27 protein-coding genes, 1 tRNA gene and 1 riboswitch are annotated in these 25,496 nt (G+C 39.3%); of the genes, 14 read left to right on the top strand and 14 right to left on the bottom strand.

Going from position 1 to position 25,496, the window contains the following annotated elements; translation table 11 throughout:
• Positions 1-51 precede the first annotated feature (51 nt).
• Together PLEUR7319_RS0115220 and PLEUR7319_RS0115215 are read left to right on the top strand one after the other, a co-directional pair.
• A complete protein-coding gene (locus PLEUR7319_RS0115220; protein WP_019506088.1) occupies positions 52-1,491 on the top strand; it encodes a serine/threonine-protein kinase in 1,440 nt (479 codons plus the stop codon).
• A 140-nt stretch (positions 1,492-1,631) separates the two neighbouring features.
• Positions 1,632-2,192, top strand: coding sequence for a hypothetical protein (locus PLEUR7319_RS0115215; protein WP_019506087.1), 561 nt, complete (start codon positions 1,632-1,634; stop codon positions 2,190-2,192).
• Between the two features lie 225 nt (positions 2,193-2,417).
• On the opposite strand, the gene PLEUR7319_RS0115205 is transcribed toward PLEUR7319_RS0115215, so the two are convergent.
• The 3 genes from PLEUR7319_RS0115205 to PLEUR7319_RS41650 are packed head-to-tail and all read right to left on the bottom strand — an operon-like array spanning position 2,418 to position 5,666.
• A complete protein-coding gene (locus PLEUR7319_RS0115205) occupies positions 2,418-5,135 on the bottom strand; it encodes a UPF0182 family protein (RefSeq protein ID WP_019506085.1) in 2,718 nt (905 codons plus the stop codon).
• A 19-nt stretch (positions 5,136-5,154) separates the two neighbouring features.
• Positions 5,155-5,481 (bottom strand): HPF/RaiA family ribosome-associated protein, encoded by a 327-nt coding sequence (locus PLEUR7319_RS0115200; RefSeq protein WP_019506084.1) that lies wholly within the window; start codon positions 5,479-5,481, stop codon positions 5,155-5,157.
• A gap of 23 nt (positions 5,482-5,504) precedes the next feature.
• Positions 5,505-5,666 (bottom strand): hypothetical protein, encoded by a 162-nt coding sequence (locus PLEUR7319_RS41650; protein WP_019506083.1) that lies wholly within the window; start codon positions 5,664-5,666, stop codon positions 5,505-5,507.
• Between the two features lie 1,059 nt (positions 5,667-6,725).
• Here PLEUR7319_RS41650 and PLEUR7319_RS0115190 point away from each other — a divergent pair.
• The 3 genes from PLEUR7319_RS0115190 to PLEUR7319_RS0115180 all read left to right on the top strand — a co-directional run bounded on the left by PLEUR7319_RS0115190 (position 6,726) and on the right by PLEUR7319_RS0115180 (position 8,909).
• On the top strand, positions 6,726-7,808 hold the full coding sequence (locus PLEUR7319_RS0115190; protein WP_019506082.1) for a DJ-1/PfpI family protein: 1,083 nt from the start codon (positions 6,726-6,728) through the stop codon (positions 7,806-7,808).
• Positions 7,809-7,874: 66 nt separating this feature from the next.
• Positions 7,875-8,123, top strand: a complete 249-nt coding sequence (locus tag PLEUR7319_RS0115185) for a hypothetical protein (protein ID WP_019506081.1) — start codon at positions 7,875-7,877, stop codon at positions 8,121-8,123.
• A 438-nt stretch (positions 8,124-8,561) separates the two neighbouring features.
• Positions 8,562-8,909, top strand: coding sequence for a hypothetical protein (locus PLEUR7319_RS0115180; RefSeq protein WP_019506080.1), 348 nt, complete (start codon positions 8,562-8,564; stop codon positions 8,907-8,909).
• 123 nt (positions 8,910-9,032) lie between these two features.
• Here PLEUR7319_RS0115180 and PLEUR7319_RS35485 read toward each other — a convergent pair whose 3' ends face one another.
• From PLEUR7319_RS35485 to PLEUR7319_RS0115160, 4 genes are all read right to left on the bottom strand, one after another.
• On the bottom strand, positions 9,033-10,136 hold the full coding sequence (locus tag PLEUR7319_RS35485; protein ID WP_083892483.1) for a serine protease: 1,104 nt from the start codon (positions 10,134-10,136) through the stop codon (positions 9,033-9,035).
• 41 nt (positions 10,137-10,177) lie between these two features.
• Positions 10,178-10,714 (bottom strand): COP23 domain-containing protein, encoded by a 537-nt coding sequence (locus PLEUR7319_RS0115170; protein WP_026102540.1) that lies wholly within the window; start codon positions 10,712-10,714, stop codon positions 10,178-10,180.
• A gap of 137 nt (positions 10,715-10,851) precedes the next feature.
• A complete protein-coding gene (gene cobW / locus PLEUR7319_RS0115165) occupies positions 10,852-11,901 on the bottom strand; it encodes a cobalamin biosynthesis protein CobW (protein ID WP_019506077.1) in 1,050 nt (349 codons plus the stop codon).
• A 37-nt stretch (positions 11,902-11,938) separates the two neighbouring features.
• Positions 11,939-12,610, bottom strand: coding sequence for a HupE/UreJ family protein (locus PLEUR7319_RS0115160; RefSeq protein WP_026102539.1), 672 nt, complete (start codon positions 12,608-12,610; stop codon positions 11,939-11,941).
• A 299-nt stretch (positions 12,611-12,909) separates the two neighbouring features.
• A riboswitch (cobalamin riboswitch) is annotated at positions 12,910-13,061 on the bottom strand.
• Positions 13,062-13,172: 111 nt separating this feature from the next.
• Between PLEUR7319_RS0115160 and PLEUR7319_RS0115155 the strand changes: the two genes are divergently transcribed.
• The 3 genes from PLEUR7319_RS0115155 to PLEUR7319_RS41645 all read left to right on the top strand — a co-directional run bounded on the left by PLEUR7319_RS0115155 (position 13,173) and on the right by PLEUR7319_RS41645 (position 16,242).
• Entirely contained in the window at positions 13,173-15,410 is a 2,238-nt protein-coding gene (locus PLEUR7319_RS0115155; protein WP_019506075.1) for a ComEC/Rec2 family competence protein, read from the top strand.
• A gap of 63 nt (positions 15,411-15,473) precedes the next feature.
• Positions 15,474-15,560: transfer RNA gene (locus tag PLEUR7319_RS0115150), tRNA-Ser, on the top strand.
• Positions 15,561-15,639: 79 nt separating this feature from the next.
• On the top strand, positions 15,640-16,242 hold the full coding sequence (locus tag PLEUR7319_RS41645) for a hypothetical protein (RefSeq protein ID WP_026102538.1): 603 nt from the start codon (positions 15,640-15,642) through the stop codon (positions 16,240-16,242).
• 104 nt (positions 16,243-16,346) lie between these two features.
• Here PLEUR7319_RS41645 and PLEUR7319_RS0115140 read toward each other — a convergent pair whose 3' ends face one another.
• From PLEUR7319_RS0115140 to PLEUR7319_RS0115130, 3 genes are all read right to left on the bottom strand, one after another.
• The gene (locus PLEUR7319_RS0115140; RefSeq protein ID WP_026102537.1) at positions 16,347-16,532 is read right to left on the bottom strand and encodes a hypothetical protein; all 186 of its coding nucleotides are present in this window, start codon (positions 16,530-16,532) and stop codon (positions 16,347-16,349) included.
• A 13-nt stretch (positions 16,533-16,545) separates the two neighbouring features.
• On the bottom strand, positions 16,546-17,439 hold the full coding sequence (locus tag PLEUR7319_RS0115135; protein WP_019506073.1) for an SPFH domain-containing protein: 894 nt from the start codon (positions 17,437-17,439) through the stop codon (positions 16,546-16,548).
• A 210-nt stretch (positions 17,440-17,649) separates the two neighbouring features.
• Entirely contained in the window at positions 17,650-19,041 is a 1,392-nt protein-coding gene (locus tag PLEUR7319_RS0115130) for an RNA-guided endonuclease TnpB family protein (RefSeq protein ID WP_019506072.1), read from the bottom strand.
• Positions 19,042-19,097: 56 nt separating this feature from the next.
• Here PLEUR7319_RS0115130 and tnpA point away from each other — a divergent pair, with 56 nt between their 5' ends.
• On the top strand, positions 19,098-19,508 hold the full coding sequence (gene tnpA / locus PLEUR7319_RS0115125) for an IS200/IS605 family transposase (RefSeq protein ID WP_026102536.1): 411 nt from the start codon (positions 19,098-19,100) through the stop codon (positions 19,506-19,508).
• On the top strand, positions 19,505-20,284 hold the full coding sequence (locus tag PLEUR7319_RS35480) for an RNA-guided endonuclease TnpB family protein (protein ID WP_083892482.1): 780 nt from the start codon (positions 19,505-19,507) through the stop codon (positions 20,282-20,284). Before tnpA ends, PLEUR7319_RS35480 begins: the two co-directional genes overlap by 4 nt.
• A gap of 169 nt (positions 20,285-20,453) precedes the next feature.
• On the opposite strand, the gene PLEUR7319_RS39455 is transcribed toward PLEUR7319_RS35480, so the two are convergent.
• Together PLEUR7319_RS39455 and PLEUR7319_RS42725 are read right to left on the bottom strand one after the other, a co-directional pair.
• Positions 20,454-20,615, bottom strand: a complete 162-nt coding sequence (locus PLEUR7319_RS39455; protein WP_083892481.1) for a dienelactone hydrolase family protein — start codon at positions 20,613-20,615, stop codon at positions 20,454-20,456.
• Between the two features lie 193 nt (positions 20,616-20,808).
• Positions 20,809-21,027, bottom strand: a complete 219-nt coding sequence (locus PLEUR7319_RS42725; RefSeq protein ID WP_019506069.1) for a hypothetical protein — start codon at positions 21,025-21,027, stop codon at positions 20,809-20,811.
• A gap of 396 nt (positions 21,028-21,423) precedes the next feature.
• On the opposite strand from PLEUR7319_RS42725, the gene PLEUR7319_RS35475 reads away from it, so the two are divergent.
• The 3 genes from PLEUR7319_RS35475 to sufU all read left to right on the top strand — a co-directional run bounded on the left by PLEUR7319_RS35475 (position 21,424) and on the right by sufU (position 22,970).
• Positions 21,424-21,765: a hypothetical protein gene (locus tag PLEUR7319_RS35475; protein ID WP_019506067.1), complete on the top strand. Its 342-nt coding sequence runs from the start codon at positions 21,424-21,426 to the stop codon at positions 21,763-21,765.
• Positions 21,766-21,937: 172 nt separating this feature from the next.
• Positions 21,938-22,540, top strand: a complete 603-nt coding sequence (locus tag PLEUR7319_RS0115100; RefSeq protein WP_036800089.1) for an NTP transferase domain-containing protein — start codon at positions 21,938-21,940, stop codon at positions 22,538-22,540.
• Positions 22,530-22,970: a Fe-S cluster assembly sulfur transfer protein SufU gene (gene sufU, locus PLEUR7319_RS0115095; protein WP_019506065.1), complete on the top strand. Its 441-nt coding sequence runs from the start codon at positions 22,530-22,532 to the stop codon at positions 22,968-22,970. Before PLEUR7319_RS0115100 ends, sufU begins: the two co-directional genes overlap by 11 nt.
• Here sufU and PLEUR7319_RS0115090 read toward each other — a convergent pair.
• Both PLEUR7319_RS0115090 and PLEUR7319_RS0115085 read right to left on the bottom strand, forming a co-directional pair.
• Positions 22,957-24,243 (bottom strand): cell wall metabolism sensor histidine kinase WalK, encoded by a 1,287-nt coding sequence (locus tag PLEUR7319_RS0115090; protein ID WP_019506064.1) that lies wholly within the window; start codon positions 24,241-24,243, stop codon positions 22,957-22,959. The two genes, sufU and PLEUR7319_RS0115090, sit on opposite strands and share 14 nt — an antisense overlap.
• Positions 24,244-24,584: 341 nt before the next feature.
• Complete coding sequence (locus PLEUR7319_RS0115085) at positions 24,585-24,767, bottom strand: hypothetical protein (RefSeq protein WP_019506063.1); 183 nt, start codon at positions 24,765-24,767, stop codon at positions 24,585-24,587.
• Positions 24,768-24,879: 112 nt separating this feature from the next.
• Between PLEUR7319_RS0115085 and PLEUR7319_RS0115080 the strand changes: the two genes are divergently transcribed.
• Entirely contained in the window at positions 24,880-25,482 is a 603-nt protein-coding gene (locus PLEUR7319_RS0115080) for a Coq4 family protein (protein WP_019506062.1), read from the top strand.
• Positions 25,483-25,496: the final 14 nt, after the last annotated feature.

Raw genomic sequence — 25,496 nt, 5'->3', positions numbered from 1 at the left:
GATTCAAAAATGACAAAAGTACAATAAGCTCATAACTGCTGCTGAGATTGTATGGAAATTATTTGTACTCGTCCAGGTTGTGCTAATCCTCTTAATGTTTTTGGCGATCTTGACCATGAAGCCAGAATCAGAAGTATACAGCAAAGATACTGTACTACTTGTGGGATGCCTCTATTGTTAGCAGATCGTTATATTCCTTTCAAGTTGCTTGGTCAAGGGGGTTTTGGGGCCGCTTTTTTATCACGCGATCGCTATAAGCCCAAGATGCCGTTATGTGTAGTCAAGCAATTTCAACCCTCAGGTAATCTTGATGCTCATGAATTGGCAATTGCGCAAAAATTATTTCAAAGAGAAGCCGAGGTCCTAGAGGAATTAGGACATAAACATCCACAAATTCCTGATTTATACGCTTTTTTTACGCCAATTGTTCCCAATCGCAGTCGCACTGGAGAAGAACAGTATTTTTATTTAGCCCAAGAATTTATCGATGGGCAGGATCTAGAAACGGAGTTAGAGACGAAAGGGAAGTTTACAGAAGCTGAAGTGCGAGAAATTTTGACTGAAATTCTCAAAGTATTGCAGTTTGTCCATGAAAATAATTCTATACACCGAGATATTAAACCCTCTAACATCATGCGGAGTAAACAAGGAGTTTTATATCTCTTAGATTTTGGTGCAGTAAAACAAGTTGCAGCAGGTGGCAGCAATCAGAAAAAATCTACGGGAATCTATTCTATGGGTTTTGCTCCACCCGAACAAATGTCTGGTTCCCAAGTATACCCCTCGACAGATATCTACGCTCTAGCCGTTACCTGTATTAATCTCTTGACGGGAAAGGATACAGAAGAACTTTATGACTCCTTTCATCACAGTTGGAATTGGCACAGTTATGCTCCCCAAACTAGCGATCGTCTGGTAGCTATTTTAAATAAGATGTTACAGGAACCCCCCGCTCAACGTTTCCAATCGGCTACAGAGGCTCTTGCAGCCTTACAGATTAATCAATCTCCAAATACTTCTCCCCCATCTTCTGCTGCCTCGAATCCTGCCATTTCTGCTCCTAAATCTGGTTCTTCTCCAGTCGCTCCCCAAAATTTGCCTACTCCCTCTAAACCCCCAGCTCCTATAAAATCAAGAAAACCTCGTTTTTCTCTAGTGGAAGTTCTTAGTAGTGCAGCTTTTACAGGCTTTGAGGGAGCATTACTTTATATCAGTTTAACTAGTTTATTGACTGTTTCAGGTCTCAGTTTAGGTATCTTTGGCATGACCATGGGAGGATTGATTTTTGCTCAAACCCGTCGCCTGATCGAAAAAATTGATTTTGTAATTTTTGCGGTTATCACCTCAGCAATCATCGCTATGGTTCCAGTCTTACAAGGCACTTTAGGCATTCAATCTGTTTTAATAATTGCTACCATGTCTGCGGCGGGAGCGATCGCAGTTACAGCATTTTTTCGCCTAATTTATCAATTACTTTCCCGATTATTATAATCCTTCCGAACTAACCTATAACTCCGAACTCCGAACTCCGAACTCCGAACTCCGAACTCCGAACTCCGAACTCCGAACTCCAAACTCCGACCAACCCATGCTACCCTATCTATTTTGGCAGTCGATTTAGAACAACAAGCGTGACTAAACAACTAAAGTTATTTGAAGCTAGCACCCCTTACCGAGTAGAGCAACCTAAAAAACTGATGCCTAAAGAGGCTTTACTCAAGTGGAAATCCAGAATATTTAACTATCAGCAACGCATCTTAAAAACTGAACCACCGAAGCAAACCAGCTTGTTTGATGCACCTAAAAGTCACTGTGACAGCGATACAATTAACCCTTTTGAACTAAAGCTACATTCGTCTCAGTTCTACCGTATGCAGGAGCATGGCGATCGCATTTGTATCTATTTCATCATCGACAACACTTTACCTTTACTGCTATACGTCGGAGAAACAATGCAAACTGCCAAGGATAGATGGACTGGAGTTCATGATTGCCGTGACTATATTAGCAATTACATTGAATTACATCGTAAATATGACTTGGATGTCAAAGTATGTAGTGCTTTTTGGTATGACACCCCAGCAAATCGCACTGCCAGATTGAAACTGGAACGAGAATTGATTTTACGTTGGCAGTCTCCGTTTAATAAGGAAAATTGGAGTAAGTATGGTAAGCCATTTGGCAAGATTTGAATTCTAGCAATGAGACTAACGTATATTCTAAGACTCTCCATTATTTAGAGTCAGCTTTGTAAACTCCATCAAAGAATCGGTGCTGGGATCTTCATCGGGTGCAGCAGCATCATCATTAGGTCGAACAAGCATAACCGTGACTCATTACTGCTGGAAATATGCTCAACATAGATGATTTTCACCTCATAATTTAGATGACCGTTCTGACTTAGTTATGGTCAAAATTCAAGGGTGACGATTCTGATTCAATTGCTGTAGCAGCTCGCCTAATTCTTGCTGATAACGTCCATACTCACTCCAATTTCCTTGACGCAATGCTTGCTGTGCTTGTTGATAAGTTTCCCAAGCCGATTTGATTGAGATTAGATCTCGGTTAGTTATGGGACTGGCGATTGGCTTCTCGACTTGCCTGGCTCCAAAAATATTGGCCAAAGATTGTTCGAGATTTTTCTCCATGACTACTGCTTTGTCATAAGCAACAATCACACGCTTGAGTTCTGGTAATTCGCCCTGTTCTGCTCGCAGATAAACTGGTTCAATGTAGAGTAAAGACTGCTCAATGGGAATGACTAACAAGTCTCCTCGAATTACTTTGGAACCTGCCTGACTCCATAGGGTAAACTGCTGCGAAATTTGTGGTGTTTGATCGATTCTCGCCTCAATTTGTCTTGGTCCATAAACCAATTTTTGTTTGGGAAAAGTATATAGCAGTAGCTTGCCGTAGTCTTTTCCATTTGAACGAGCTGCCATCCAGGCGATCGCATTATCTTTTTTAGCCGGGGTAAAAGGCTCAATAAGAATAAATCCGATCTGTTTCTCCCCTGGAAGTTTCACCATTAGATAATATGGCTCTACAGCCACCTCATTCCCTTCATAGATTTGTCGCGGAAAATTCCATAAATCTTCGCGATTGTAGAATACTTCTGGATCGCTCATGTGATAAGAGAGATACATCTGTGCTTGGAGTTTAAATAGATCCTGAGGGTAACGAAAATGAGCTTTAACTTCGGGGGGAGTTGCTTTGCGGGGAATAAAGAGGCTGGGAAAGATTTGGCGATAGGTGGCGAGAACGGGATCTTCTTCATCGACGACAAAAAACTGTAGTGTGCCATCATAGGCATCAACCATTACTTTCACCGAGTTACGTATATAGTTAACCCGACTGCTTCTGGGGAGAATTTCCGTGACTCCAACTGGCTCCGAATAAGGATAGCGATCGCTACTTGTATAAGTATCGATAATCCACTGCAATCTACCATTAATAACTGTCAGATAAGGATCATGGTCGAAGCGTAAAAACGGTGCGATGTGTTTTACTCGTGTTTGAATCTGTCGATAATAATGAATCCGAGACTGATTAGTAAAGTAATTGGAGATTAAAATTTGCAGACTACGTCGGTCGAAAGCATAGGCTAATCTATGCCAAATAGAGGATAGAGGTATACCACCTTGGCCATCATAGTGAGTAAAAGCATTGGCATCGCCAAGGGGGTAATCAAATTCAGGAGTAGTAGTGCCTGTGAAGATATAGTTATTGGTTTCTTCTCCATAGTAGATTGCAGGCTGGTTAATCTTTAAATCTACAGTGGAGACAGGAGGAATATTTTTCAGGTAAAGTTCGGGCAAACCATCAGCAGTAAACCGATTGACTGGACTCATCACCAAACCGTAACCGTGGGTATACTTTAGCCGTTGATTGACCCAAGTTTGAGCTTCCTGGGGAACACTATTAAAATCCAGTTCTCTGGCTGAAAGCATAACCTGTTGATAGTCTCCGTTGAGATGATAGCGGTCTACATCAACATCCCTAAATTTGTAATAGAGGCGGATTTCCTGAAGTTGCTGATAGGTACTGAGTAAGGGACGGTAATCCCAAAGACGAATGTTATCAATTGTAGATTGATTACGGGCTAAAGTCTGACGATCGAGTTGAGCTTCAGCAGCATAATTCTGACGCTGCACATCATCTAGGTGGTAAGCAGCCTGGGTAAATTTGATATTGTGTTCGATATAAGGTGTTTCTTTAGCTAATTCATTGGGATTAACAATTAATTGCTCAATAAACCAGGGATAGAGATGATTAATCAACAATAAAGAAACAAAAAATAGACCGATACCACTCAAGGGTAAGGTGAGTTTCCGTTGCTTGGTGGAAACAATCAAGAAGACTGCGATCAATACGGCTAAAATTCTCAACAATTGGTAAGCTAAGAGTTTGGCATGAACATCCGTATAACCAGCACCGAAAACTACTCCGCTAGTTGAGTAAAGCAACTGATAACGAGCTAACCAAAAACCCCAGGCAACCAAGAGAGCGATCGCTGCTGAGAGTAAACTCAAATGAACTTGGGCAAACTGACTGATTCTAATTCCAGTTCGGGTGAAGCGATCCGATTTGAGCGACCCATTGAAACCATAGGCTAGAACTGACACAATCACTGCCAAGACAATCAACCCCCACAACCAGTAATGAATACCCTCATAAAGTGGTAGTCGAAAAACATAAAAACTAATGTCTTTGCCGAAGATTGGCTCACTACTGCCGAAAGAAGAAGGATGCAGATACTTTAAGACTATTTCCCAGGCATCAATGCTGGCAGTAGCTGCCACCAATGCTACGAAACTAATTAAAATTAACACAGCATAATTTATAACCCTTCTACTTTCTGCATTCCAGCTACCATTGACAAGCAAACGTAAGTAGTTTGGAGGCTGACCACGCATTGCTAGCCAATAGTTACCCCACAAAAACAAAGCGTAGACAACAAAGGTAAAAACCCAAATCAGAATTTGCCAAGTTAGCCGTGTCCACAAAACCTGAGTAAAACCAACGCTATTAAACCACCAGACTTCTGTAAGTAGATGGACTAGGGTGGTGGATACAGAAAATCCTAGTAATAACAACAAAAAGGCGATCGTGATATAAACTTTAGAAGGCTTCATATCTGGTCTAGTAATATTTTCACGATTTTTGAACAGCAGCGTAGTGTTTTAGTTGACGTTGTGCGGCGGCAAAAGCATCACGAATCGCTACATAAAGATCTTCATGAGCATGGTTTTGGGATGAATTTCGAGCGATTACCAACTCTTTTCCAGGTAAAGTTAGATTAATTCGCACGTGATAGATATTACCTTGACGATGATGTTGATGGGGTGCCTCCACCATAACTTGACAGCTAGTAATGCGGTCTGAAAATTGATGTAACTTTTCGACCTGTTGACGAATCTTCGCTGCAATCGCTTCTGAAGGAGGAAAACCACGGTAGGTAATTTGTAAAGGTATTTGCATAGTCTCTCCTAAATTCAATAAATTTAAGAAGCATCTGACCAGTCGCTCAGTAATTCATGCCTTTTTTGGCATTTTGGTTTACTAAGAGGTACTTGAGGAGTTCCTAAATCTAGGTGACGATTAAATCTATCTTTTCGTTTAATGTGTTTGTGCTGTTTTCTAGCAATGGTTTTAACGGCTGCCATGAGACTCACCTTCCGTTGTTGAAGCTAATAACCTATGTTGTTACATTTTGAGCATAGGTCAACAGTTTGAAGAAGCTGTGAGGATTTGTTATTTGTGATTAGCTTGTTAGTTCACTATGTCAGCATTACTGAGTTGATGCTACATATAGCCGTACAAAGTTACGTTAGGACAAGTTTATTTGATTGCTCGTAAGTAATGAGTAACGAGTAACGAGTAACGAGTAATGAGTGTCCAAATAAAAGTTCTTATTGCTATAAGTCAATTAACACCTGTGAGGGGAAAGTCCCACACTATAGTGCCAAGGATGTCCCTAAAGGGACATTGTGCCCTTGTCCTAAAGGATACCGCTTCGCATATGGTATACCGCTTCGCATATAGCACTTAGCGTTGGGACGGAGCTTATAAACGCCTGGGAAACCACAGGCGACAGCCCCTCATGAAAGCGAACTGAGCGGCGCAGTGGGACAGGTTTACCATTGCTAAGAGATAGTGGTAGAATAGTCAGATGATTCTCAACTATCGCTATCGCATATAGTAGATAAGTGGCGCAACCTATCTTTGGATAATAGGGGAGCAAGATCCATTAGCGATAATGGAAGCCCACACTGTAATAATTTTAGAGCGAAAGCGATAAAATAATTCAGTGTTGGGAGGATGTCACTAGTCACTGCAATGCACCAATTTGTTTAATCATTTACTTAGTTGACTAAACAATTACTTTTTTGAAAGTTCTCAAAACTAGAATATATTTCCCTCTCTCACCCTCAAAGTAGATGTAGTTTAAGATATGCTTTCATTGTTTTTATTCAAGAAACAAATTTTGAATTTTGAGAATTGTCTCACAAGTTCCTCAAGGTTTTTCTCTAACTTGAAGATGGAGTTGTCTAACAAATTGCATCAGTAGCCTCAGTCATAAAACTAGCATCTTGCTCGCAACTGATGTCGAACAACGAGCCGAACAGCTCAGATTGGGTCATAAAGCAGTAAGTTAAGTAGTTGTTTAAATTTACTCTGGGCTGGTCAAAAAAATCAACAGCAGATTTCAGCAGGTAAATGAGATGGTATCTACAAATCAAACTAATCCTAAACGCGTGGCGATTCTGATTGAGAATCAGTTTGAAGATTTCTTGTTGCAAGTTCCTTACCAAGCACTTCAGAAAGCAGGAGCTAAAGTTTGCATAATTGGTTCTCGGATGAATGAAGAATATCATGGTAAACGGGGTAAAGTTTCTTATAAACCAGACGATACCGCTACTGAAGTTCGAGCTGAAGACTTTGACGGGTTCTTAATTCCTGTAGGACATATTAGAGCTAATCCCTTTGCCGTTAATCTGATTAAAGAAGCAATGGCTCAAGAAAAAGCGATCGCTGTAATTGGTTATGGCATACAAGTTCTCATCGACACAGATGAATTACAAAGGAAGAGAGTTACTGGTTTAGATTCGCTGTGTAAAGATATTCAGAATGCGGGAGCCAATTATATCGGAGGTCCTGTGGTCGTGGATGGCAATTTAATTACAGCAAGACGACCCAGTGATGTAGCCATTTTGACTAATAGCCTGATGAGATATCTCAAACTAGAGATTAAAGAGAAAACTCCTACCGATCACAGTCATAGCACTTTTGATTGGTGGAAATTAGCCGAAGATTGGGGTGGTTCGAGCAGAAGAGAAATTGTTAATGCCCTGAATACAGCAATAGTAGGCGAACGCTATACTCTAGAAGCTTTCAAACAATATAGCTATCGGGCTAGAAATGAAGACCTACGCTATATCTTAAAAGAAATTAGCATCACTAAACAACATCACGTTAAATTGCTAGAAACTCGGCTCAATAATGCTTTTAACGAACAAGTCACTTGGCAAGCAATAGGTAGCGAAGCCTATGCTGCCTTACATAGCTGGTTACAGTCAAGCGATGAATTGTCAATTCTGCGTCGTGCTTTGGGCGATATTCAAACAGGAGTAATTGACACTTACCATTTGTGTCAGCAACTTACCGATCCCCTGACAGTAGCTATTTTTGACGAAATCAAACGGGATTTATGCCAGTACGAACAAAAATTAGCAGAGTTTTATCGCTCCCGTTCTGGAGACCAAATACAACCTCCGATGCCAACTACCATGGCAGCTGTCAATTAATCGCTCAAAACTCTAAACTGACTTGACTAGGCTTGAACGCCTTTTAGTTATCACTGAAAATACAAGATGACATCACCTAAACCACTTCATGGAATCGAATTACTTGACTGTGCTCAAGCCAATGCCAAATTAGGCTTATCTACTACTACACAACAATGTGGCTATGGAAATAATATCCTAGCTTTTCAAAACGAGTTGCAAAAGGCTGGTAGTAAGATTGGCATTCACATTAACAGTTTAAACGATCTCATTTTAGAGACCAAAGGAATTGAGCGAGAAAGAGATTTTTCACCTGATAGTTCTGGTCGAATTTAAATCCCACACTTGCTAATAACTCATCTGGCGGAGTATTAATAATCATCTACTCCCAGAGGTGTTCGTCAAATCCTTAGCCTCTCTGACTAAAGAAAACATTTAGTTTTTCACCTAGTCTGCTGGACGATTTTGCAGATTAGGTTTTTTCTTTATTGATAATTTTTTTAAAAAAATGTGGGTGTGAGAGTAGACGATACTTTATACGAGGTGTTAAACAAGTTAGTAGCGGGGTTAGATTGGCTGCTGGCGACCACGATAGAGTAAAAAAAATAGCTGAGATGTTAGAGGTAGATGTTAGCGAAGTGATTAGAAAATGTGTGACACATACGATTAACCAACTGGGAACTTCAGATTATCAGATAGTTCGTTTATAGTTCGAAATAACAAGTTGGTAAAAACACCGGAGTATTTGAGAAGTATTTGAGGAGTATTTGAATCATGGATAAAGTATTAGGATTTAATCCGGAGATACAGCAACTATTCAAAAGAGTTGTGCAACATTATCCCGGAACAGGGTTGAATAAGCTTGTAGAGATTGGATTTTTGCTCTCGCAGGGCAATGAAGCTCTCCAACAGCATCTTGACGATCTACATAAAGAAGTAAATAGTCTTGAACTGCTGATAGAAAACTCGTCTGATGTCTTACAACCTATCAAACGAGTGAAATCTCAACTCCCTACTGATGTGAATAGAAAACTCACGGATGAGGAAGAACAAATGCAGAAAATAGCTTGTTTGTTAAAACAAAGAATAGATTTCCTCCAGTCTAAGCATTTATTTCATTAAATACGACTGTTCGATTAAACCTCGCAACACTTTTCTTCGTCTTCTAGGACACCAGACAAAATGATAGTTAATCAATGTGACTGATGTATTTTCATCTATACTGCCTACAAATAATTGATTTTCTTATCGATTGGCTTGGTTGCCGCGCTGAGTGCGATTGAAATCCGTCCAGGCTCGGCGATTGGCAGGGCCACCGCGAAAGGACTTATCGACCATATTTTCACAACTTTGAGTTATTGCTTCGGCTTCAGCTTGCATCTTGGTTATTAGTTCGGGATTTTCGGATATCAGATTAGATTCCCGGAAAAGTTCGACATTAGATGGCGATCGCAGAGATTCTAACAGTGGTGTTAATTCAATACTTTTTTCGATGGGAATAGCTAGGCTAGTGCGGGTAATTAGCTCCTGTAGAGCAGGACAAGGTTGAGAACCATCTTGATAAAGCTCCGGAGATTCCCATAGGGGGTAAGCGTGTTTACCGTTTACTCCCACTACTTCTCCACGACTATTAAACAATGGACCACCACTCATACCTTTTTTGACATCGTTGGTATATCCTATTTGGTAGCCATCTTCCAAAGCCTGATTTAAAATAATGGCGACTCTACCTTGCTTGACCGCCAACTCATGTGAAGAATTACTGTCTAATTGTTCAAAAATAACTGAAGAAGGCAACTGTGCATCTGGATTTACTTCAACAGAGGGAAAACCAGCTGCAAAAATTGGTTCCCCCACCTCTAGATATAGAGACCTACCAATTTTGGCAGTGGGATAGATAATATCAGTCTGAAACTTTAATATCGCTAAATCGTATTCATCCTGATTAACAAACGGATCAAAAACAATTTCTGCTGTGTGAGTTTGCCCATCAGGGGTTTGAATAGTGAAGGGGGCTTGTCCTGCTCTTAAAACATGTTGGTTAGTAATAACCAAATAATTTTGAGCTTGCTGTTTCACAATGAAACCAGAACCCAAAAAATCTTCTCCCAATACCTTGACGCTGATATCAGCAGCAATATTATTGATCTTTTGAGATAAACCCTGGGGAGAAATCGAAGCAAAAGTCTTAGTTTTAAATTGAGAAACGTCTCCAGACAAAAACATCCCAGTGCCGATAAAACAGAGTACTAGCTTTGTTATCTGGGATGTTGAGGTCGAGATATATTTATTAAAAGAGCCGCTCCCAAAGCGATTGTTTTGTGATCTTTTACTGGGTAACCATTTCATTCCCTAGTTTTGTATTGGTGATGATTTCCTTATCTATATTACTAATTATCTACTGGTACTGATTCGAGGAATTTTTCCATATCAACATAAAACTCTCCATCGGAGTAGAAACCAGGATCGTCGGCACTCAAGGTCAAGGTTTGCCCACTGACACTACGACGAAAATCCACTAGTTTTATTAGCACTTGTTCGGGATCGGTTCCTGGCTTCAGGGTAATTAAAACGTTTTCAGTGGGACAACTACCACCGCGAACATTGGCAACGCATAATACGGGTTGTTTATTGATATTACCTGTACGAATAAATTTCAAGTTACCTTGCTCGAGATAATTTTGAAAACGCTGGGAAACCGCAGCGCATCTTTTTGTTGCAGTCCATCCGTCAGAAAACTCATTTTCCCATTTAATTAGGTTAACTCTTCCCCTCGGTGTATTAACAAAGGTATGCCAACCACTATTAAGTTGAGCACAATAGTAAGTATTGTTCTTTTGAGTTTGTGCTGTTGCTGGATTGGCGATCGCGCTGCCGATAGCAACGCTCAATCCAGCCATTAAGACAGCTAGAGATCTTCTCTTCATAGTAATTTTTGAGATATTATGAGCTACGCAAGAATACATTAGGTAATCGTATTCGATCTTAATTGTAGCTAAGATTACTCAGTAAATACTATGAGACCTTGACGAATTATGAAGTGGACACCTGTTGTTAGCGGGTATCAAATTAATACTTTATGATTTGAAACGGTTTGCTTGATCAAATTATGATCCAGGTTACGACCAATAAAGACTAAACGAGTTTGTCGGGGTTCGTCTACAGTCCACAGGCGATCATAAAAAGTATCAAAACGGTTCCCCACTCCCTGTAATACCAAACGCATCGGTTTAGTTGGCACATTAACAAAGCCTTTTACACGATAGATTTCTTGTTTTTGTAATAACTGTTTTAGTTGTTCGATTAATGATTGAGGGTCAAAAGCTTGTTCTAGAGTAAGCTCGATGGAATTAATATCGTCGTCATGTTCATGTTCTGCTTCATGATCGTGATGAGAATGACGACTATCTAAATGATCTTCAACGGCAGCGTTAAATCCCAATAATAGGTTAGGGTCAATTTCTCCTTGACTTATAGTAACTATCTTGACTTCAGGCTTTAGTTCTTGTTTCAACCAGGTTTTAATTGTCTTAAGTTTGTCAGGAGTAACTAAATCAGTTTTAGTTAGCAACACCATATCGGCACAGGCTAACTGATCTTCAAATAACTCTTCAATGGGGGTTTCGTGTTCTAGGTTAGGATCTGCCTGTCTTTGAGATTCTATAGCATCAAGATCTCCGACCAAGTTCCCCGTTGCTAGGGCATGACAGTCAACTACAGTCACTACTCCATCTACAGTGGCACTATTGCGAATTGCCGGCCAACGAAAAGCTTGAATTAAAGGCTTAGGTAAAGCCAACCCAGAAGTTTCAATCACAAGACAGTCAATTTTATCTCGACGTTTAAGCAATTCTTGCATAGTCGGATAAAACTCTTCCTGAACAGTGCAGCATAAACAACCATTGGTTAGTTCTACAATGTTGTCATCAGGATTTTCCTCCCGATCGCAAATTTGGCAGGAGCGTAATAGATCACCGTCAATACCAACCTCACCAAACTCATTAACCAAAACTGCGATCCGTCTGCCTTGATTATTTTGTAATAGATGACGCACTAGGGTGGTTTTTCCTGCGCCGAGAAAGCCTGAAATTACGGTTACGGGTATTTTGTGCATACTGAAAATTCTCAAGTTAAATTCTAAATTTAAATAATTAGCCTAAAATTGCATTAGATAGAAAGGCAAAACCAACACCACAGATAGTAAATCCAGCAAAACGAAGGGGTAGATGGGAGGAGAAAGCAGGTTTTTTGAGCAGCAATTTACCAAGATAAAAAGCGATCGCACTAATGCCAAGTTGAATTAGACAAAAGCCTAATAAATATGCTCCTAAAGCAATAGTTTCTGCTCCGATAATGGATTCGCCATAGGCATAACCATGAAAAATACCGGCGATCGCTCCAATCACAGTTAATAAAGCTAAATTAGTTTTATTTTCTTTGGCTAAAAAGATACCCATGACCAGCACTGAAGCGGAAATAACTAATTCTGGCAGGGGCAAATCAACACTCTGCAAATGAATTCCTGTACCCAGAGCAGTAGCAAGAGCAAAAACCATCGGGATTATTAGACCCAATTTGTTACTCAAGGCAGCTAATAAACCAATGGCAATTACAAATACCAAATGATCGATGCCAATGACAGGATGACCTAAACCAGACAGAAATCCTTCAGCAAAAGTACTGGGAACGTTACCTCCATTGGGATGGTGAGCTAGGGTAGGAGATGCAATAATCAGGATGCTGATACTTGATAAGAAACTGGCAACTAAACCAGTAGCGATTAATCTTAGGGGGAACTTTGCGATCGCCGTATTTTTGTTCATAATAGCCAAAATTTTCGATAAATTAACACATAAACTCATCGCTATCTTCAATACATAATCATTAGATATACCGAATGAAAGCATCAATCAGCTAAATAGTTATTCACAAGCGCAAGAATTATAGTTCAATCCTTGGCAAGAGATTATTAAATAAAAAATTAATAATTTTTAGAGCAAATTATTGTGATTTATTACTACTTGTAAATGCTTAAGAAAAACAGGAATTTGTAGAGAAAATAAAAGCTGGTTGCTGTAATTGAGAATTAACACAATCTGTACCTCGCAGATTTAGGATGAAAACTAGTATTTGTAATATCGGTGGGCATTCTGACTACAGAGCTTAAATCAAGTAAACTCTTCACAGCTGCGGGACAGTGTCAGATTTTCACTGAACTTTCCCCCTTACGTTTAATGACTGTTCCTCATTAAAACCGACAATTTTTTCTGGTTACTTGTGCTAATCTACCACATTGTCAATTGTTGAAGATATCGATTAGTTCATTAGTGCCAGAGTTTGATTGATATGTTTTACTGGGATGCGTTGTCTTAACTTAAGTTTTCCATGGCACGCAACAATTGGATAATTTTGTGTTTGGCATACATCGTCGGATTATTATCCACTAATCTCTTTGCTTTCTCTAGTTCTGGATTTAGCAAAACACATTTCTTGATAATCGCTTTAGGATTAATTGGATTAGCTTTTGTTCAGGCGATCGCACTACACAAGCTCTTAAGAATCTCCTATCAAGTTTGGGCGAGTGCAGCCATAATTGCAATCATGGCAGTGGTCTATTTTCAGTTACGTATTCCTCGGCCCAGCAATAACGATATTAGTTATCAAGTTATTGCCTCTGAAAGCGAGTTGGTTACTGTAACAGGAAGAGTATTGACTGAACCGAGGTTAAACAACAATCAACGTCTTAAGTTTTGGCTAGAAGCCACGGAAATTGATAATCAAGAACAAGTATCCGGGAAGTTATACGTTACAGTACCATTACTGCAAGGAACAGGAATTTATCCAGGGGAAAATCTAAAACTCAAGGGAATATTATATTTACCTCAAGCTGCCAGTAATCCTGGTGGCTTTGATTTTCAGGCGTATCTTGCCCGCCAAGGAATATTTGCCGGATTACAAGGATTAGAAGTCATTTTCGAGCGTCATACTGAACCTCCATGGGGATGGTGGAAACTAAGAAGACGTATCGTGCGCAGTCATATACAAGGTTTGGGCAGTCCTCTGGGACAGTTGGTTAGTTCTATGGTATTGGGTCGCAAAGCAGTGGACTTACCTTCAGATATTCGCGATCGCTTTATTGAAGCTGGTTTAGCTCATGTGTTGGCTGCATCGGGCTTCCATGTTTCTTTGCTGCTAGGAATTATTTTAAAACTGACAAATCGTTTCACTATCAAACCGCGATTAGTTATCGGTATCGGTACTTTATTAATTTATCTGGGGTTAACAGGCATTCAAGCTTCTGTATTTCGTGCTTGTTTAATGGGTGTTGCTGTTTTGCTGGCTTTGGCTATGAATACCAAAGTTAAGCCTTTGGGTTCACTTTTGTTAGCTGCTACCATCATTTTATTATTTAATCCTTTGTTGATTGGCGATCTGGGTTTTCAACTCAGTTTTTTGGCAACTTTTGGCTTGATTGTCACCCTACCAGGATTACAAACCAAATTAGATTGGCTACCACCTACTATTGCTACTTTAGTTGCAGTTCCCTTGGCAGCTTCCGTTTGGGTATTGCCATTGTTAGGATACGCATTTAATTCCGTAGCCACCTACAGCATCCTAGTTAATATTTGCTGTACTCCTTTGATTATCATCATCAGCTTAGGCGGAATGATTAGTGCGATCGCCGCTCTGATCTTTCCCCTTATCGGCAGTGCGATCGCTTGGTTACTGCTTTATCCCACAAAATTATTGATTACCATCATTCATTTCTTCACTAATTTACCAGGTAGCACTTGGGCTGTAGGGCAAATATCTTTGGGTGCATTGTTGATCATTTATGGATTATTTTTATTGGTTTGGTTACATGACCGGTGGCGTAACCAATGGTTACTAGTATTTTTATGCATCTTGACTTTGATTGTTGTCCCCAGAGGTTATCAGCACTTTAATTTAACTCAGGTTACTATCCTCGCTGCACAACCAGAACCAATTATAGTAATTCAAGATCGAGGTAAAGTAATTTTAATTAATAGTGGCAATTCAAAAACTGTTAAATATAGCTTGTTGCCATTTCTAACCCAACAAGGTATTAATCGGCTAGATTACGCGATTGATTTGAATCAAAAATCCCATTCTGAATCTGACTGGTTGCCAATCAGCGATCGCCTTACGATCAAGCATTTTATACTAAACCCTAACTTAGAACATCAATTTACACCAATTAGCAAAAAAACCGTTATTCAAGACTTAAACCAAGCAATTGCTACAAAATCGTGCCAAATATCTTTTGATAGTGAATTATCATTATTGAAACTGGAAACTGCAACCGAAACTTGGCTCATCTTAAGTCAAATGAAACGAGATACTAAACAAATTGAGCAATACATTGAACAAAGCCTGTTAAATCAAAAACCAGTTGTTCTTGTAAGTTCAAAATTTGCTACAGCTTGGTTACAATCACAACCACAAATAATAATCTCTTCTGCTCCGCCTAAAAAAGTCACTTCACAGAATATAGGAAAAACTAAGTTTTACGACCTTAAAAAAGATGGTGCAATTACCTGGACACCCAAACATGGATTTGAGACCAACCAGGAACTTTCCCAAAGCAATTATATTTTTTAGTAAATATTATTAGCCATTTTTTGCTGAATCTCAGTAAAATAACTTGTAGCTTTGCGCTAACTTGGAGAGATGGCAGAGTGGTTGAATGCGGTAGTCTCGAAAACTATTTCAGGGTCATACCTGACGGGGGTTCGAATCCCCCTCTCTCCGTTCTAATGGCAGTTATAGTAATCTTTCTCAAGATGAGCGAAGCAAAGAGTATAGTAAAATTCTTGAGTATGACCTGTCGTTGAATCTGTTGGACGAGTTCTATCCACCTCATGCCATAACAGACTTTCATCAGGGCATTTACCATGAAGGGAAGCTTTGGCTTACCTGCACGATATTAAACGCTATCTATATCTATGACTTCAGTTCTTGGGAAGTCTGGTACCCATTACAAAGTGAAGGAAAAGTGGACAGCGATATCAATCACTTCAATTCCATCACTATTAAGAATAATAAGGCGTATGTCCTCGCTCATAATTTTGGAGAAAGCGAGGTCTATTGTTTCGACATCGATACGAAGGAGTTTTTACACCGGATAACCCTCGGCAATTATGCACATAATGTCTGGTTTGATGACGAGGAAAACATGTGGGTGTGTGATTCGAACAACCATTCGATCATCAACACAAAAGGGGAAAAAGTAGCGTTGGTCGGGTTTACGCGTGGTGTCACAATAGGGCAAAGTGCAATTTATGTTGGGAGTTCCGGGCTGTCGGAGCGTAACAACAGAAAAGATGTGGACAGCGAAGTATTGGTGTTGGAACCGGATTACCAACTGCGTGGACAAATTCCCGTTAATGGGTATGGGCAGATACTGGATATTCAGTTGCTTATTAGTAAATAAACTTCGCGATTTAATTGCTGATGGTCGAGTAGTTCTTCTAGGTGCAGTTAGACAGGAGATTCTTTCTGGTATCAAACATCAAGAGTTGAATTAAGTGGGATTATTTACTTAGGTTCTTTGTTCTGTTCGGAATCATCAGTTTTTGTTTTTATCCGTCCTGCTTGTCGCGTCGCTTTAGTTAACAAATATTCAATCTGAGCATTAACACTACGTAGATCGTCAGCAGCCCATTTTTCTATGACTGCGTACAATTTAGGATCTAATCTCAATAGAAATCGTTTTTTGCTCACTGATTTTCGTCACTTATGTATACAAAGTGCCTGTATTGATAATTGGTTGAGTAGCACCTTCAGAAACGATCGCCACTAGAAGATTATTGACCATTGCAGCTTTGCGTTCTTCGTCTAGTTCCACAACTTGTTTTTCGCTCAGACGAATTAAAGCCATTTCAACCATTCCCATAGCCCCTTCAACAATTCGCTCTTTAGCTGCAATCACTGCAGCAGCTTGTTGACGACGTAACATTGCCTGGGCAATTTCAGGAGCATAAGCTAAGTGAGTAAGTCTAGCGTCAATTACTTCAACTCCCGCCACTTCTAACCTCTGTTGTGTTTCTATTTTTAGTGCATTTGCCATATCATCTGGGTTACTTCTCAGAGATATAACATCCTCTTCGTAAATATCATAAGGATAACGATTGGCTAAAGCCCGAATTGCTGTTTCACTTTGAATAGCGACAAATTTTTGAAAATCTTCAACATCAAACACCGCTTTAGCCGAATCAACAACACGCCAGACAATTACAGCTCCGATCTCAATTGGACTACCTTGAGCATCATTCACCTTGATATAGTCGCTGTTAAAGTTACGTACTCGTAAAGAAACCTTTTTCCGTTCCACAATCCAAGGTAAAGTCCAGTAAAATCCAGGTTTGCGAACACTACCAATATAATTACCCAAGAGAATTAATACCTGAGCTTGGTTGGGTTGAACGATAAATAAACCAGTACTTAAAGCAAAAGCCAAAAGAAAGATAGTTACGCCAATACCGAACAAGAAAGGCTTGACTATTTCATTATTGGCAAAGGAAATAGATTGCAAGAACGAAAAGCCACTGTAAAGAAACCCTAGGGCGATCGCCGGAAGAACAAAAAAACCATTTAAGCTCCAGGATTGGATTTCACGAATCTGATTCATAGGATTTTCATCAAAAATAATATGGCAATGATAGCAAAATCAAACACTTTTTTGATATTAAAATGATATCACTTTAAAATCATAATGAGTTAGAAGTTCGGAGTCGGGAACAGGGAACAGGGAACAGGGAACAGGGAACAGGGAACAGGGAACAGAAGGCTACAAGTGCTTAGTGCGTAAATCCTATAACTCATTTCTTTAGTGATGTACCTACACCGATGCTTCGCATACGGATGTAGGCTTCTCCAGACCCCGTAGGGAAGAGAGAACTAGCTTGGAGGTACTATTAGTAGTAGATGAGATAACTACTGGATTTCCTCTACGCCGTTTTATGGTTGGGAACACATCCAGCCCAACCCTCTTCACGTTAACCGAAGAAGCAATATCTCGGTCAACCCAGAGCTTTAATTCTTCATCCCAATACTTTCTGATACTGACATCGGTAAAGACAAACTCGTCTTTGTAAGGCAATATCATTGAGGTATACGCGGGATTTACTGCGACAACTGAAGCACCAGTTTTTTCGCCTATGTACTTCATAATGTTGAAAAACTGACCGAAGGCAGCATCCGACCAAGATTTATTCAGCCCAGATTTAGCAGATTGACCATTAGGCAAGTATTTGCCTTTGGAATCTTGCTTGGGTTTGTTTCTTGTGCTCAACCCAGCTAGATTGAGTTTTTCATGGAAGAAAACTTTTTTACCAGTAGCCATCAGTTTATGGGCAGTCTTATAAGCATGGTCTTTCCTAGCTCTTGCTATGCGCTGATGTATCTTGGCCTCACGCTTGGCTAGTTGGCGTCGGGGTTTACTACCCACACTTCTATTGGATTTACGTCCTGAGACTTTGGCTAGCTTGTGCTGGGATTGGCGAAAAGACTTGAGACTTGGTAGTTTGACTCCTTCAGAAGTAGCCAGATAATCATTTTCATGCAGAACTGCATCCATTCCCAAAGAATTATCCCAGGTAGGAACAATATCTGCTTGGAAATTAGGAACAGAGATGTCTTCTAGACGAAGGTTAACATACCAACCATCTACTTTCTTTATTACCTGTACAGACTTGAGTTTTGCTCCATCTGGTAATGGACGATGATGCCTGACTTTAATTGGACCAATCTTAGGCAGGGAAACATATAACCATTTTGCACCGACAGAACAAGAGTGTAGCTTCGCTCCCTCAAACACCATCGATCTGTATCTGGCGGTATTTTTAATTCTCGGTTTTCCCGAACGCTTACCCTTCGCATCGCCAGCTATATATCGCTCCATCGCCAACTTGACTCTAGTGCAAACCTCCTGAAGCGTCTGCGAGGGAACGGAGTTAAAGTCTAGTAATTCGCCACTCCAGCCCACAGTTACCAAGTCTTGTTTGATTATAGGTAGCTGCTTTTTTTGTCCGTAAAACTCAGGCTTTTCTTTTAACTGGGGTAAATGGCATACCAAAGGACAGCTATCAGTGTAGCTGCGATTTCTCTTCCACCAATCAAATCTTTCCCCCAGCTGTCGATTGTACCAATAACGACAAATCCGAAGCCAGTCATTAAGGACGAGCTTCTGTTCTGTAGTTAGATACAATCGATACTGGTAGTTATAAATCAATATTGGAGTCAGTTAATTTGATACACTGATAATATCATAGTCGTTCCGAACTATTTATGAAGAAAGATTTCGTATCAAGAGGACGCTCCGTATCTGATTTAAAAGCTCACTTAGTTTTGACTACCAAGTACAGGCATAAAGTATTAACTGCACCAATGATAGATAGACTTCATCAGGTATTTGAATCTTTGTTAGATAAGTTCGACTGCAAGGTGGTCGAGTTCAACGCCGAAAGCGAGCACGCACATTTGCTTTTCCAATATCACCCAGAGGTTCAATTGAGCAAGCTAGTCAATAGTCTCAAAAGCGTATCTAGTCGTAAATTGAGACAGGAATTTTTACCAGAATTGGAGAAAACATACTATCAAAAGAAAGTCGTTTGGAATAGCAGTTATTTTCTCGCAAGCTGCGGTGGAGTTACTATTTCAACACTTAGAAAATATAAGGTAAGTGGTACGCCTCCATAACTGTTAAATGTGTACCAGTCAAAGCACAGACAGGAACGGGTGCTGTCGGCTTAGACTTTGGTTCTTATCATGCTGTGGCTGATTCGGAAGGTAACATTGTTGATCGCCCTCGGTTTATCAAACAGGCTCAGGAAAAGGTCAATCAACTAGCTAAAAAAGGGAGAAGAAAAAAAGCACCGAATTTTAAGAAACGAATTAAAGCTTCTCGTCGTTGGAAGAAAGCTAATAAGGCAGTATCTAAGGTACAAGCTAAGGTAGCAAGACAAAGGCAAGACTGGCAGCATAAAGTGGCGTTAGACATTGTACGCAGTAATAGCTTCATCGCCACTGAGAAATTAAACTTAAAAAACTTAACCAAGAAAGCTAAAAGAGGTAGCAAAAGGAAAAGACAAAAATCTGGTCTTAACCGTAATCTTCTAGATGTTGGTATCGGTAATCTAAAAAGCTTAATTAAGTATAAAGTAACCGAGGTTGGTGGTATTTATATCGAAGTGCCTACTAAAAAGTTAGCACCATCTCAAACCTGTCCTAGTTGCAATGCTAGACGAAAAAAAGATTTGAGTGAGCGCATCCATACCTGTGATTGTGGTATCGAACCTTTAGATCGAGATGTAGCAGCAGCTCAGGTAATGCTTAATTATGCACGGGGGCTAGGAACTAACCTCCTTCAAGACGCAGAGTCGTCAAGCTCTACCAATTGCGGAAGCATGAGGCAACTTGGGGCGAAGAAGAGCGTGGGCGACCCTGGGGTTTCCCCAGCTTGTCGAACCACGTAAGAAGCGTCAGAAACTCGTTCTAAGCGAAGCTTAGGATGAGTAGTTCATTAAACGAGTGCAGTAATTCATACATTTAGATAATCTCTGGAAAATACAGAAATTTAGCAATACTATTCTTTTGTCCCAGGATTTATGATACTGAATTAGTGCGATCGCAGTTAAAGTATCCTTACTCTAAATGCTTTTTTAAAAACGCTGTAAGTTCGTTCCAAGAGTCTTCCGCTGCTAATTGATTATATGAAGAACGTTCATGACAGAAAAAACCATGCTCGGCACGATCATAAACTTTCAACTTATAGTTTTTTCCCAGTTCCTTAAAGCGAGAGTCTATTTGTTTAAGGACTAATTTGAGCGATCGCTATAGCTACTATGAACAATGGATTAATCTAAAACGGCAGTATTTGATGATGAAGGTATGAAGCTGTCCAATAAACGAATCTCAAGTTAGCGATTGCGCTGAGTTGTGAAAGGTTAAATCTTAATCTTAGGTTAATCAAGAAAACAACAATAGCTTTCTGGAAAAATTAATTTTTACCTGGGCAATTTACAGTCTTAATATTAAGCTCTTTAGCAATAACTTCAACTTTGTAGTTAGGAACGAGAATTTTAAAAGTAGTTCGATCTGGTTCTTGAATAATTAGAGAACAATATTTATTTTGGTTGATTTCGAACGCTCGCCAAAGAGTAAACAAGGAAAAGATAGCCAATAAAATAGGCAAAGAATAGAGGTATAGTTTATTCATAAACAGTTTATTGTAACTCTTTAAATTTATACTTTATCTTTGCTTCTCAATCTGCGTAATCTCCGCTTCAATTGACTCCTCACCATCATAAATGAACGGTGAAGAGTAGGTTAAAGGGAAAAGAGAAAAGGGGAAAAAATTAATCCTTTCACCCTTAACCTTTACCCCTTCCCCAATCGTCATAAATGACGAGGCTTTACATTGTGCCCTTGTCCTAAAGGATACCGCTCCGCATATGGTAAACCCATTTATTAAATGGTAAATCAAACTTTTGTCATGCTTTATTAAAAAATAAATTTCGGTAATTTGCATAAAATAATTAGACCATTCGTAACTAGTAAATGTAAGTAAAACACATACTTAAATTTTAAATTTACATTAACGAGGTCTAAAACTATGAAAAAATCTACATTAGGAATTTTAACTGCGGTGATCGCTTTTGCTCCTTTAACTGCTTTAGCTGAAGATTTTCAGGGTTCAACACAAGTAAATAGTAACTCGGCGGCGGCTGTTGGCACCGGTAACGTAGTTATCCAAGAAGGAACTCAAACTAGTATTCAAGACCAATTTGATTTTGGAGCTTATGGTATTTCTTCTCCTGATGCTCAAAATTCAGTACAGATCAACTCTAATGAAGCCGCGGCGATCGGTGAAGGTAACTTCATCCACCAAGAAGGGACTCAAACTAACGTTCAAAGCCAATTTGATGTGAATCAGTATCTTCCCTCCCATTACTAAAACTGGTAAGAAGCGTCCTTAACAACAACAACAAATCATCAAACTACAATCACAGGGGTAATTTATTTACCTCTGTTTTTTTCTATAATTTGGGAGAGATGAGAATCTAGCGATTGGCAAAGCCACCGCGCAAAGCGCGATCGCATCTTGGTAGATGGTAGATTTTGGGAAATTGAATCAAGCTAAAGTTGGACTAATTTTGTTAGCTGCTGGGGAATCGAGAAGAATGGGAACGCCCAAGCAGTTGTTGAATTACAAAGGATGTAGTTTAATTCTCCATGCTACTAAAGAAGCAGTTGCTTCTCGTTGCTATCCAATTATGGTGGTTCTTGGTGCCTACAGCGATCGCATTAAACCCCAAATAGCCAACTTACCCGTTTATTTCTGTCAAAATGATCATTGGCAGCAAGGAATGAGTACTTCTATTTCCGTTGGCATACAAACATTAACTGCGATTGAACCCGACCTAAATGCAGTTATCATTGCTCTAGGAGATCAACCTTTAATTAATACTCATATCTACAATTCCTTGATCGAAAATTATCTCGAATCTGGACAAAAGGCGATCGCTTCAACCTATGCTGATACTCTGGGGGTACCAACTCTATTCAATCAAACTCTTTTCCCAGATCTACTCAGTATGACCAGTAAAGGAGGTGCCAAAAAACTATTACAAAAATATAGCGATCGCCGATTTAATCTCAATGTGCCTCAAGCAGCGATCGATATCGATACCCCTGACGACTATCAAAAATTACTTTCTTATGAATACTAATCTCAAAGATCGACGTTTATATCAACAGGTAATTTTATCTCACTCTAAAAACCCTCGTAATTTCGGTCAGACTAACCCAGTTGATTCGTATCAAAAAAGGGAAAATCTTTATTGCGGAGATAGGATAGAAATAACCATTGCTTGGGATCGTCAAACTCAAAAAATTGCCGATCTTAAATTTCAGGGTTCGGGCTGTGCATTATGTCTTGCCTCTGCTGATTTGATGATCGAGGCAGTCAAAGGAAAAACTGTTGAGGAAACGTTGGCAATAGTCGAACATTTTCATCAAGTAATGTTAGGTCAAGCAGAATTAAATCCCTCCTTAAATAAATTAAAAGCAATAGAAGGTGTCAAACGCTATCCGATTAAGATTAAATGTACTACTTTACCTTGGCATACACTGAAAGCAGCAATTATTAATTTCGTATAGGTAAACAAATCTGAAACGTAGTTCCAACTCCTAGTTCACTCTCAACCCTAATCTTGCCATTGTGAGCCTGAATAATTTGTTGAGCGATCGCTAATCCTAAACCAAACCCCCCTGTTTGTCTGGTGCGGGCTTTATCTACTCGATAAAAGCGATCAAAGATATAAGGTAAATCGGATGGCGGTATACCAATACCAGTATCTTGAACCGTAATTAAAATACGACGGGGTTTGACTTCCAATTTCAATGCAACCTTACCTTCTGCATGAGTATATTTAATTGCGTTGTCCAGTAAATTACCAATAGCCTGTTGTAGAAGATCGCGATCGCCGTAAATTTCTGGAGATGTTTGTGGTGCATCAAGTTTAAATAGGAGGCTTTTTTCTCGTGCTAAAGATTCATACTTATTAGCTAAGGAGTCTGACAGTTTTAAGATGTCAACTTTCATCAGATCTTGAGGGTTTAATTTTCCTTGATGACGAGCCAAAAATAGTAAATTAGCAATTAAAGCACCCATATATTTACTTTGAGTGACGATATTTTGCAAACGTTGGCGGGGTTGTTGATTATTCCCCGGGGGAGAGAGTAAACCAACTTGGGCATTGCTGAGAATTGCTGCTACTGGAGCCCGTAATTCGTGGGATGCATCAGCAGTAAAACGTTGTAATTGTTCATAGGAACGTTTAATAGGCTGCATTGCCAAGCCACCAAGAATCCAGCCTGCTATACCAGTAAAACCGAGGGTAATTGGCACTCCCAAAGCAAAAAATAAACGCGATCGCGATAGTGAGTCTCGAAGAGGTTCAAGAGAAACTGCAACTTGTAAATAGCCCACTAAAGATTGCTCGTATTTCAAAGGAAGAGTAAATTTACGCAGATTTTTTTGTTTAGTATGACCGTTATGATTGCATTTGTATTGTAGGGTTTGCCATCCAACTGTCAGGGAAGACTTTCGAGGAGGACATTTCCCAATAAACTGTAAAAGATTTTTCTGGTAATCGTACCAACGAATATAAACTATTTTCGATTCATTGGGGATTTCGGGATTGGACAAAGATACATTATCTGTATCGATCTGCCAGCTTTGCTTTTGTTTTTGATAAGTTGTTAGTGCAGCAATTTTTTTGGCTTGGGAATAAACTTGAGTATCAAATTCTCGCATCTGTTCTTTTACTTGACGCTGATAAACCGTAAAAGCGAACAGAATTAAAATGCTTCCCATTGAGAGAGCAAATAAATAAGCTAGACGATGACGAGAACGATCAAACTCAAACATTGATAACTTGAGAAATTAACTTTTTGCTATAGCACTACGCTTTAAGCTTAGGACATAATATATTGGTTTAAAGGGAATAAGGAACAGGGAACAGGGAACAGGGAACAGGGAACAGGGAACAGGGAACAGAAAATGTCCTAATGTTTTCTGGTAGTGCTATAAATGATAATTTCAAGTTTAAGCAAAAAAAGAGAGAAAAATCATCATAAATAATATTTCTCTCCGAGCTAATTTTTATCAATGGAAAATTGATTACGTCCTCGAAAGAGGATAATGAACAATGGACAATAACCAAATTATTAATTCGCAATTAATTTGGTCTAAGACCCTTTAATTTACTTCTAGGCTTGAGGCACAGAAGAAGATTCTTCAACAGTAAAACTGCTTTCAGTTTGTTCGGGTAAATTGGACTCAGAAGTACTTTTGTCTTTGTCACCTCCACTACAAGCCTGTGCTGTTAAAGGAACAGCAACCAAAGATAAGGTTATAAATCCAGCCAAGATGGGCATTAATTTTATTTTCATCGATTACCTCTAAAAACTAGGTTTGAATTGTTATTACTTAGTATGAAAAATGAATATGACATCAAAATGACAGCAGAAAAGGTTAATTAATACTATCGATACCAGGTAAATCATGAAAATCGATTTTAAAAAACTATATCTTGCCTCTAAAATCTCAAAAAATTCTGAAAGAGCAGGAGATTTTGCACTGTTAAAGTCTGATGCACTGGGCGTACGAGCGAACCCTGAAATAAAAGCAAAGATGACGCTGGTGAAAAAATATTATCCAGCGATAAATCTGGAAGAACTTAGTCAATTACCATTAGGAACATTTGGTCATGAATATGCCCTTCATATGCAAAAAAATAAGCTAAAACCTTTGAAAATTAGTTCAGAATTTTCAGAGATTGCCGACAGCAATGTATTTGCTTTAAGATATGCTGTAACTCACGATATATTTCATGTTTTGTTGGGATTTGACACCAGTTATGCTGGTGAAATTGGAGTATTAGCATTTGCTACAGAACAAAACTATAGTAGATCACTTAAACTAGGCTTGTTATTTGCTATTTTACTTTACCCTGTTTTAGCTCCGAATCAATTGAAAGTCATATTCGCCAATCTCCGTAAAGGGAAACAGATGGCAAGGAAAGCAAATTTTTTACTAAATTATCGTTTTGAAGACTACTGGGCAAAACCAATTACAGTACTTCGGTACGAACTAAATTTATCATAATTTCGTATGTCATA

Source organism: Pleurocapsa sp. PCC 7319 (assembly GCF_000332195.1).
GTDB lineage: Bacteria > Cyanobacteriota > Cyanobacteriia > Cyanobacteriales > Xenococcaceae > Waterburya.
This window is presented reverse-complemented; position numbering and strand designations above follow the sequence as displayed.

Coding starts and splice junctions, on each gene's coding strand:
- PLEUR7319_RS0115220 (WP_019506088.1), top strand. CDS start 52: ATGGAAATTATTTGTACTCGTCCAGGTTGTGCTAATCCTCTTAATGTT.
- PLEUR7319_RS0115205 (WP_019506085.1), bottom strand. CDS start 5,135: ATGAAGCCTTCTAAAGTTTATATCACGATCGCCTTTTTGTTGTTATTA.
- PLEUR7319_RS0115200 (WP_019506084.1), bottom strand. CDS start 5,481: ATGCAAATACCTTTACAAATTACCTACCGTGGTTTTCCTCCTTCAGAA.
- PLEUR7319_RS41650 (WP_019506083.1), bottom strand. CDS start 5,666: ATGGCAGCCGTTAAAACCATTGCTAGAAAACAGCACAAACACATTAAA.
- PLEUR7319_RS0115190 (WP_019506082.1), top strand. CDS start 6,726: ATGGTATCTACAAATCAAACTAATCCTAAACGCGTGGCGATTCTGATT.
- PLEUR7319_RS0115185 (WP_019506081.1), top strand. CDS start 7,875: ATGACATCACCTAAACCACTTCATGGAATCGAATTACTTGACTGTGCT.
- PLEUR7319_RS0115180 (WP_019506080.1), top strand. CDS start 8,562: ATGGATAAAGTATTAGGATTTAATCCGGAGATACAGCAACTATTCAAA.
- PLEUR7319_RS35485 (WP_083892483.1), bottom strand. CDS start 10,136: ATGAAATGGTTACCCAGTAAAAGATCACAAAACAATCGCTTTGGGAGC.
- PLEUR7319_RS0115170 (WP_026102540.1), bottom strand. CDS start 10,714: ATGAAGAGAAGATCTCTAGCTGTCTTAATGGCTGGATTGAGCGTTGCT.
- cobW (WP_019506077.1), bottom strand. CDS start 11,901: ATGCACAAAATACCCGTAACCGTAATTTCAGGCTTTCTCGGCGCAGGA.
- PLEUR7319_RS0115160 (WP_026102539.1), bottom strand. CDS start 12,610: ATGAACAAAAATACGGCGATCGCAAAGTTCCCCCTAAGATTAATCGCT.
- PLEUR7319_RS0115155 (WP_019506075.1), top strand. CDS start 13,173: ATGGCACGCAACAATTGGATAATTTTGTGTTTGGCATACATCGTCGGA.
- PLEUR7319_RS0115135 (WP_019506073.1), bottom strand. CDS start 17,439: ATGAATCAGATTCGTGAAATCCAATCCTGGAGCTTAAATGGTTTTTTT.
- tnpA (WP_026102536.1), top strand. CDS start 19,098: ATGAAGAAAGATTTCGTATCAAGAGGACGCTCCGTATCTGATTTAAAA.
- PLEUR7319_RS42725 (WP_019506069.1), bottom strand. CDS start 21,027: ATGAATAAACTATACCTCTATTCTTTGCCTATTTTATTGGCTATCTTT.
- PLEUR7319_RS35475 (WP_019506067.1), top strand. CDS start 21,424: ATGAAAAAATCTACATTAGGAATTTTAACTGCGGTGATCGCTTTTGCT.
- sufU (WP_019506065.1), top strand. CDS start 22,530: ATGAATACTAATCTCAAAGATCGACGTTTATATCAACAGGTAATTTTA.
- PLEUR7319_RS0115090 (WP_019506064.1), bottom strand. CDS start 24,243: ATGTTTGAGTTTGATCGTTCTCGTCATCGTCTAGCTTATTTATTTGCT.
- PLEUR7319_RS0115085 (WP_019506063.1), bottom strand. CDS start 24,767: ATGAAAATAAAATTAATGCCCATCTTGGCTGGATTTATAACCTTATCT.
- PLEUR7319_RS0115080 (WP_019506062.1), top strand. CDS start 24,880: ATGAAAATCGATTTTAAAAAACTATATCTTGCCTCTAAAATCTCAAAA.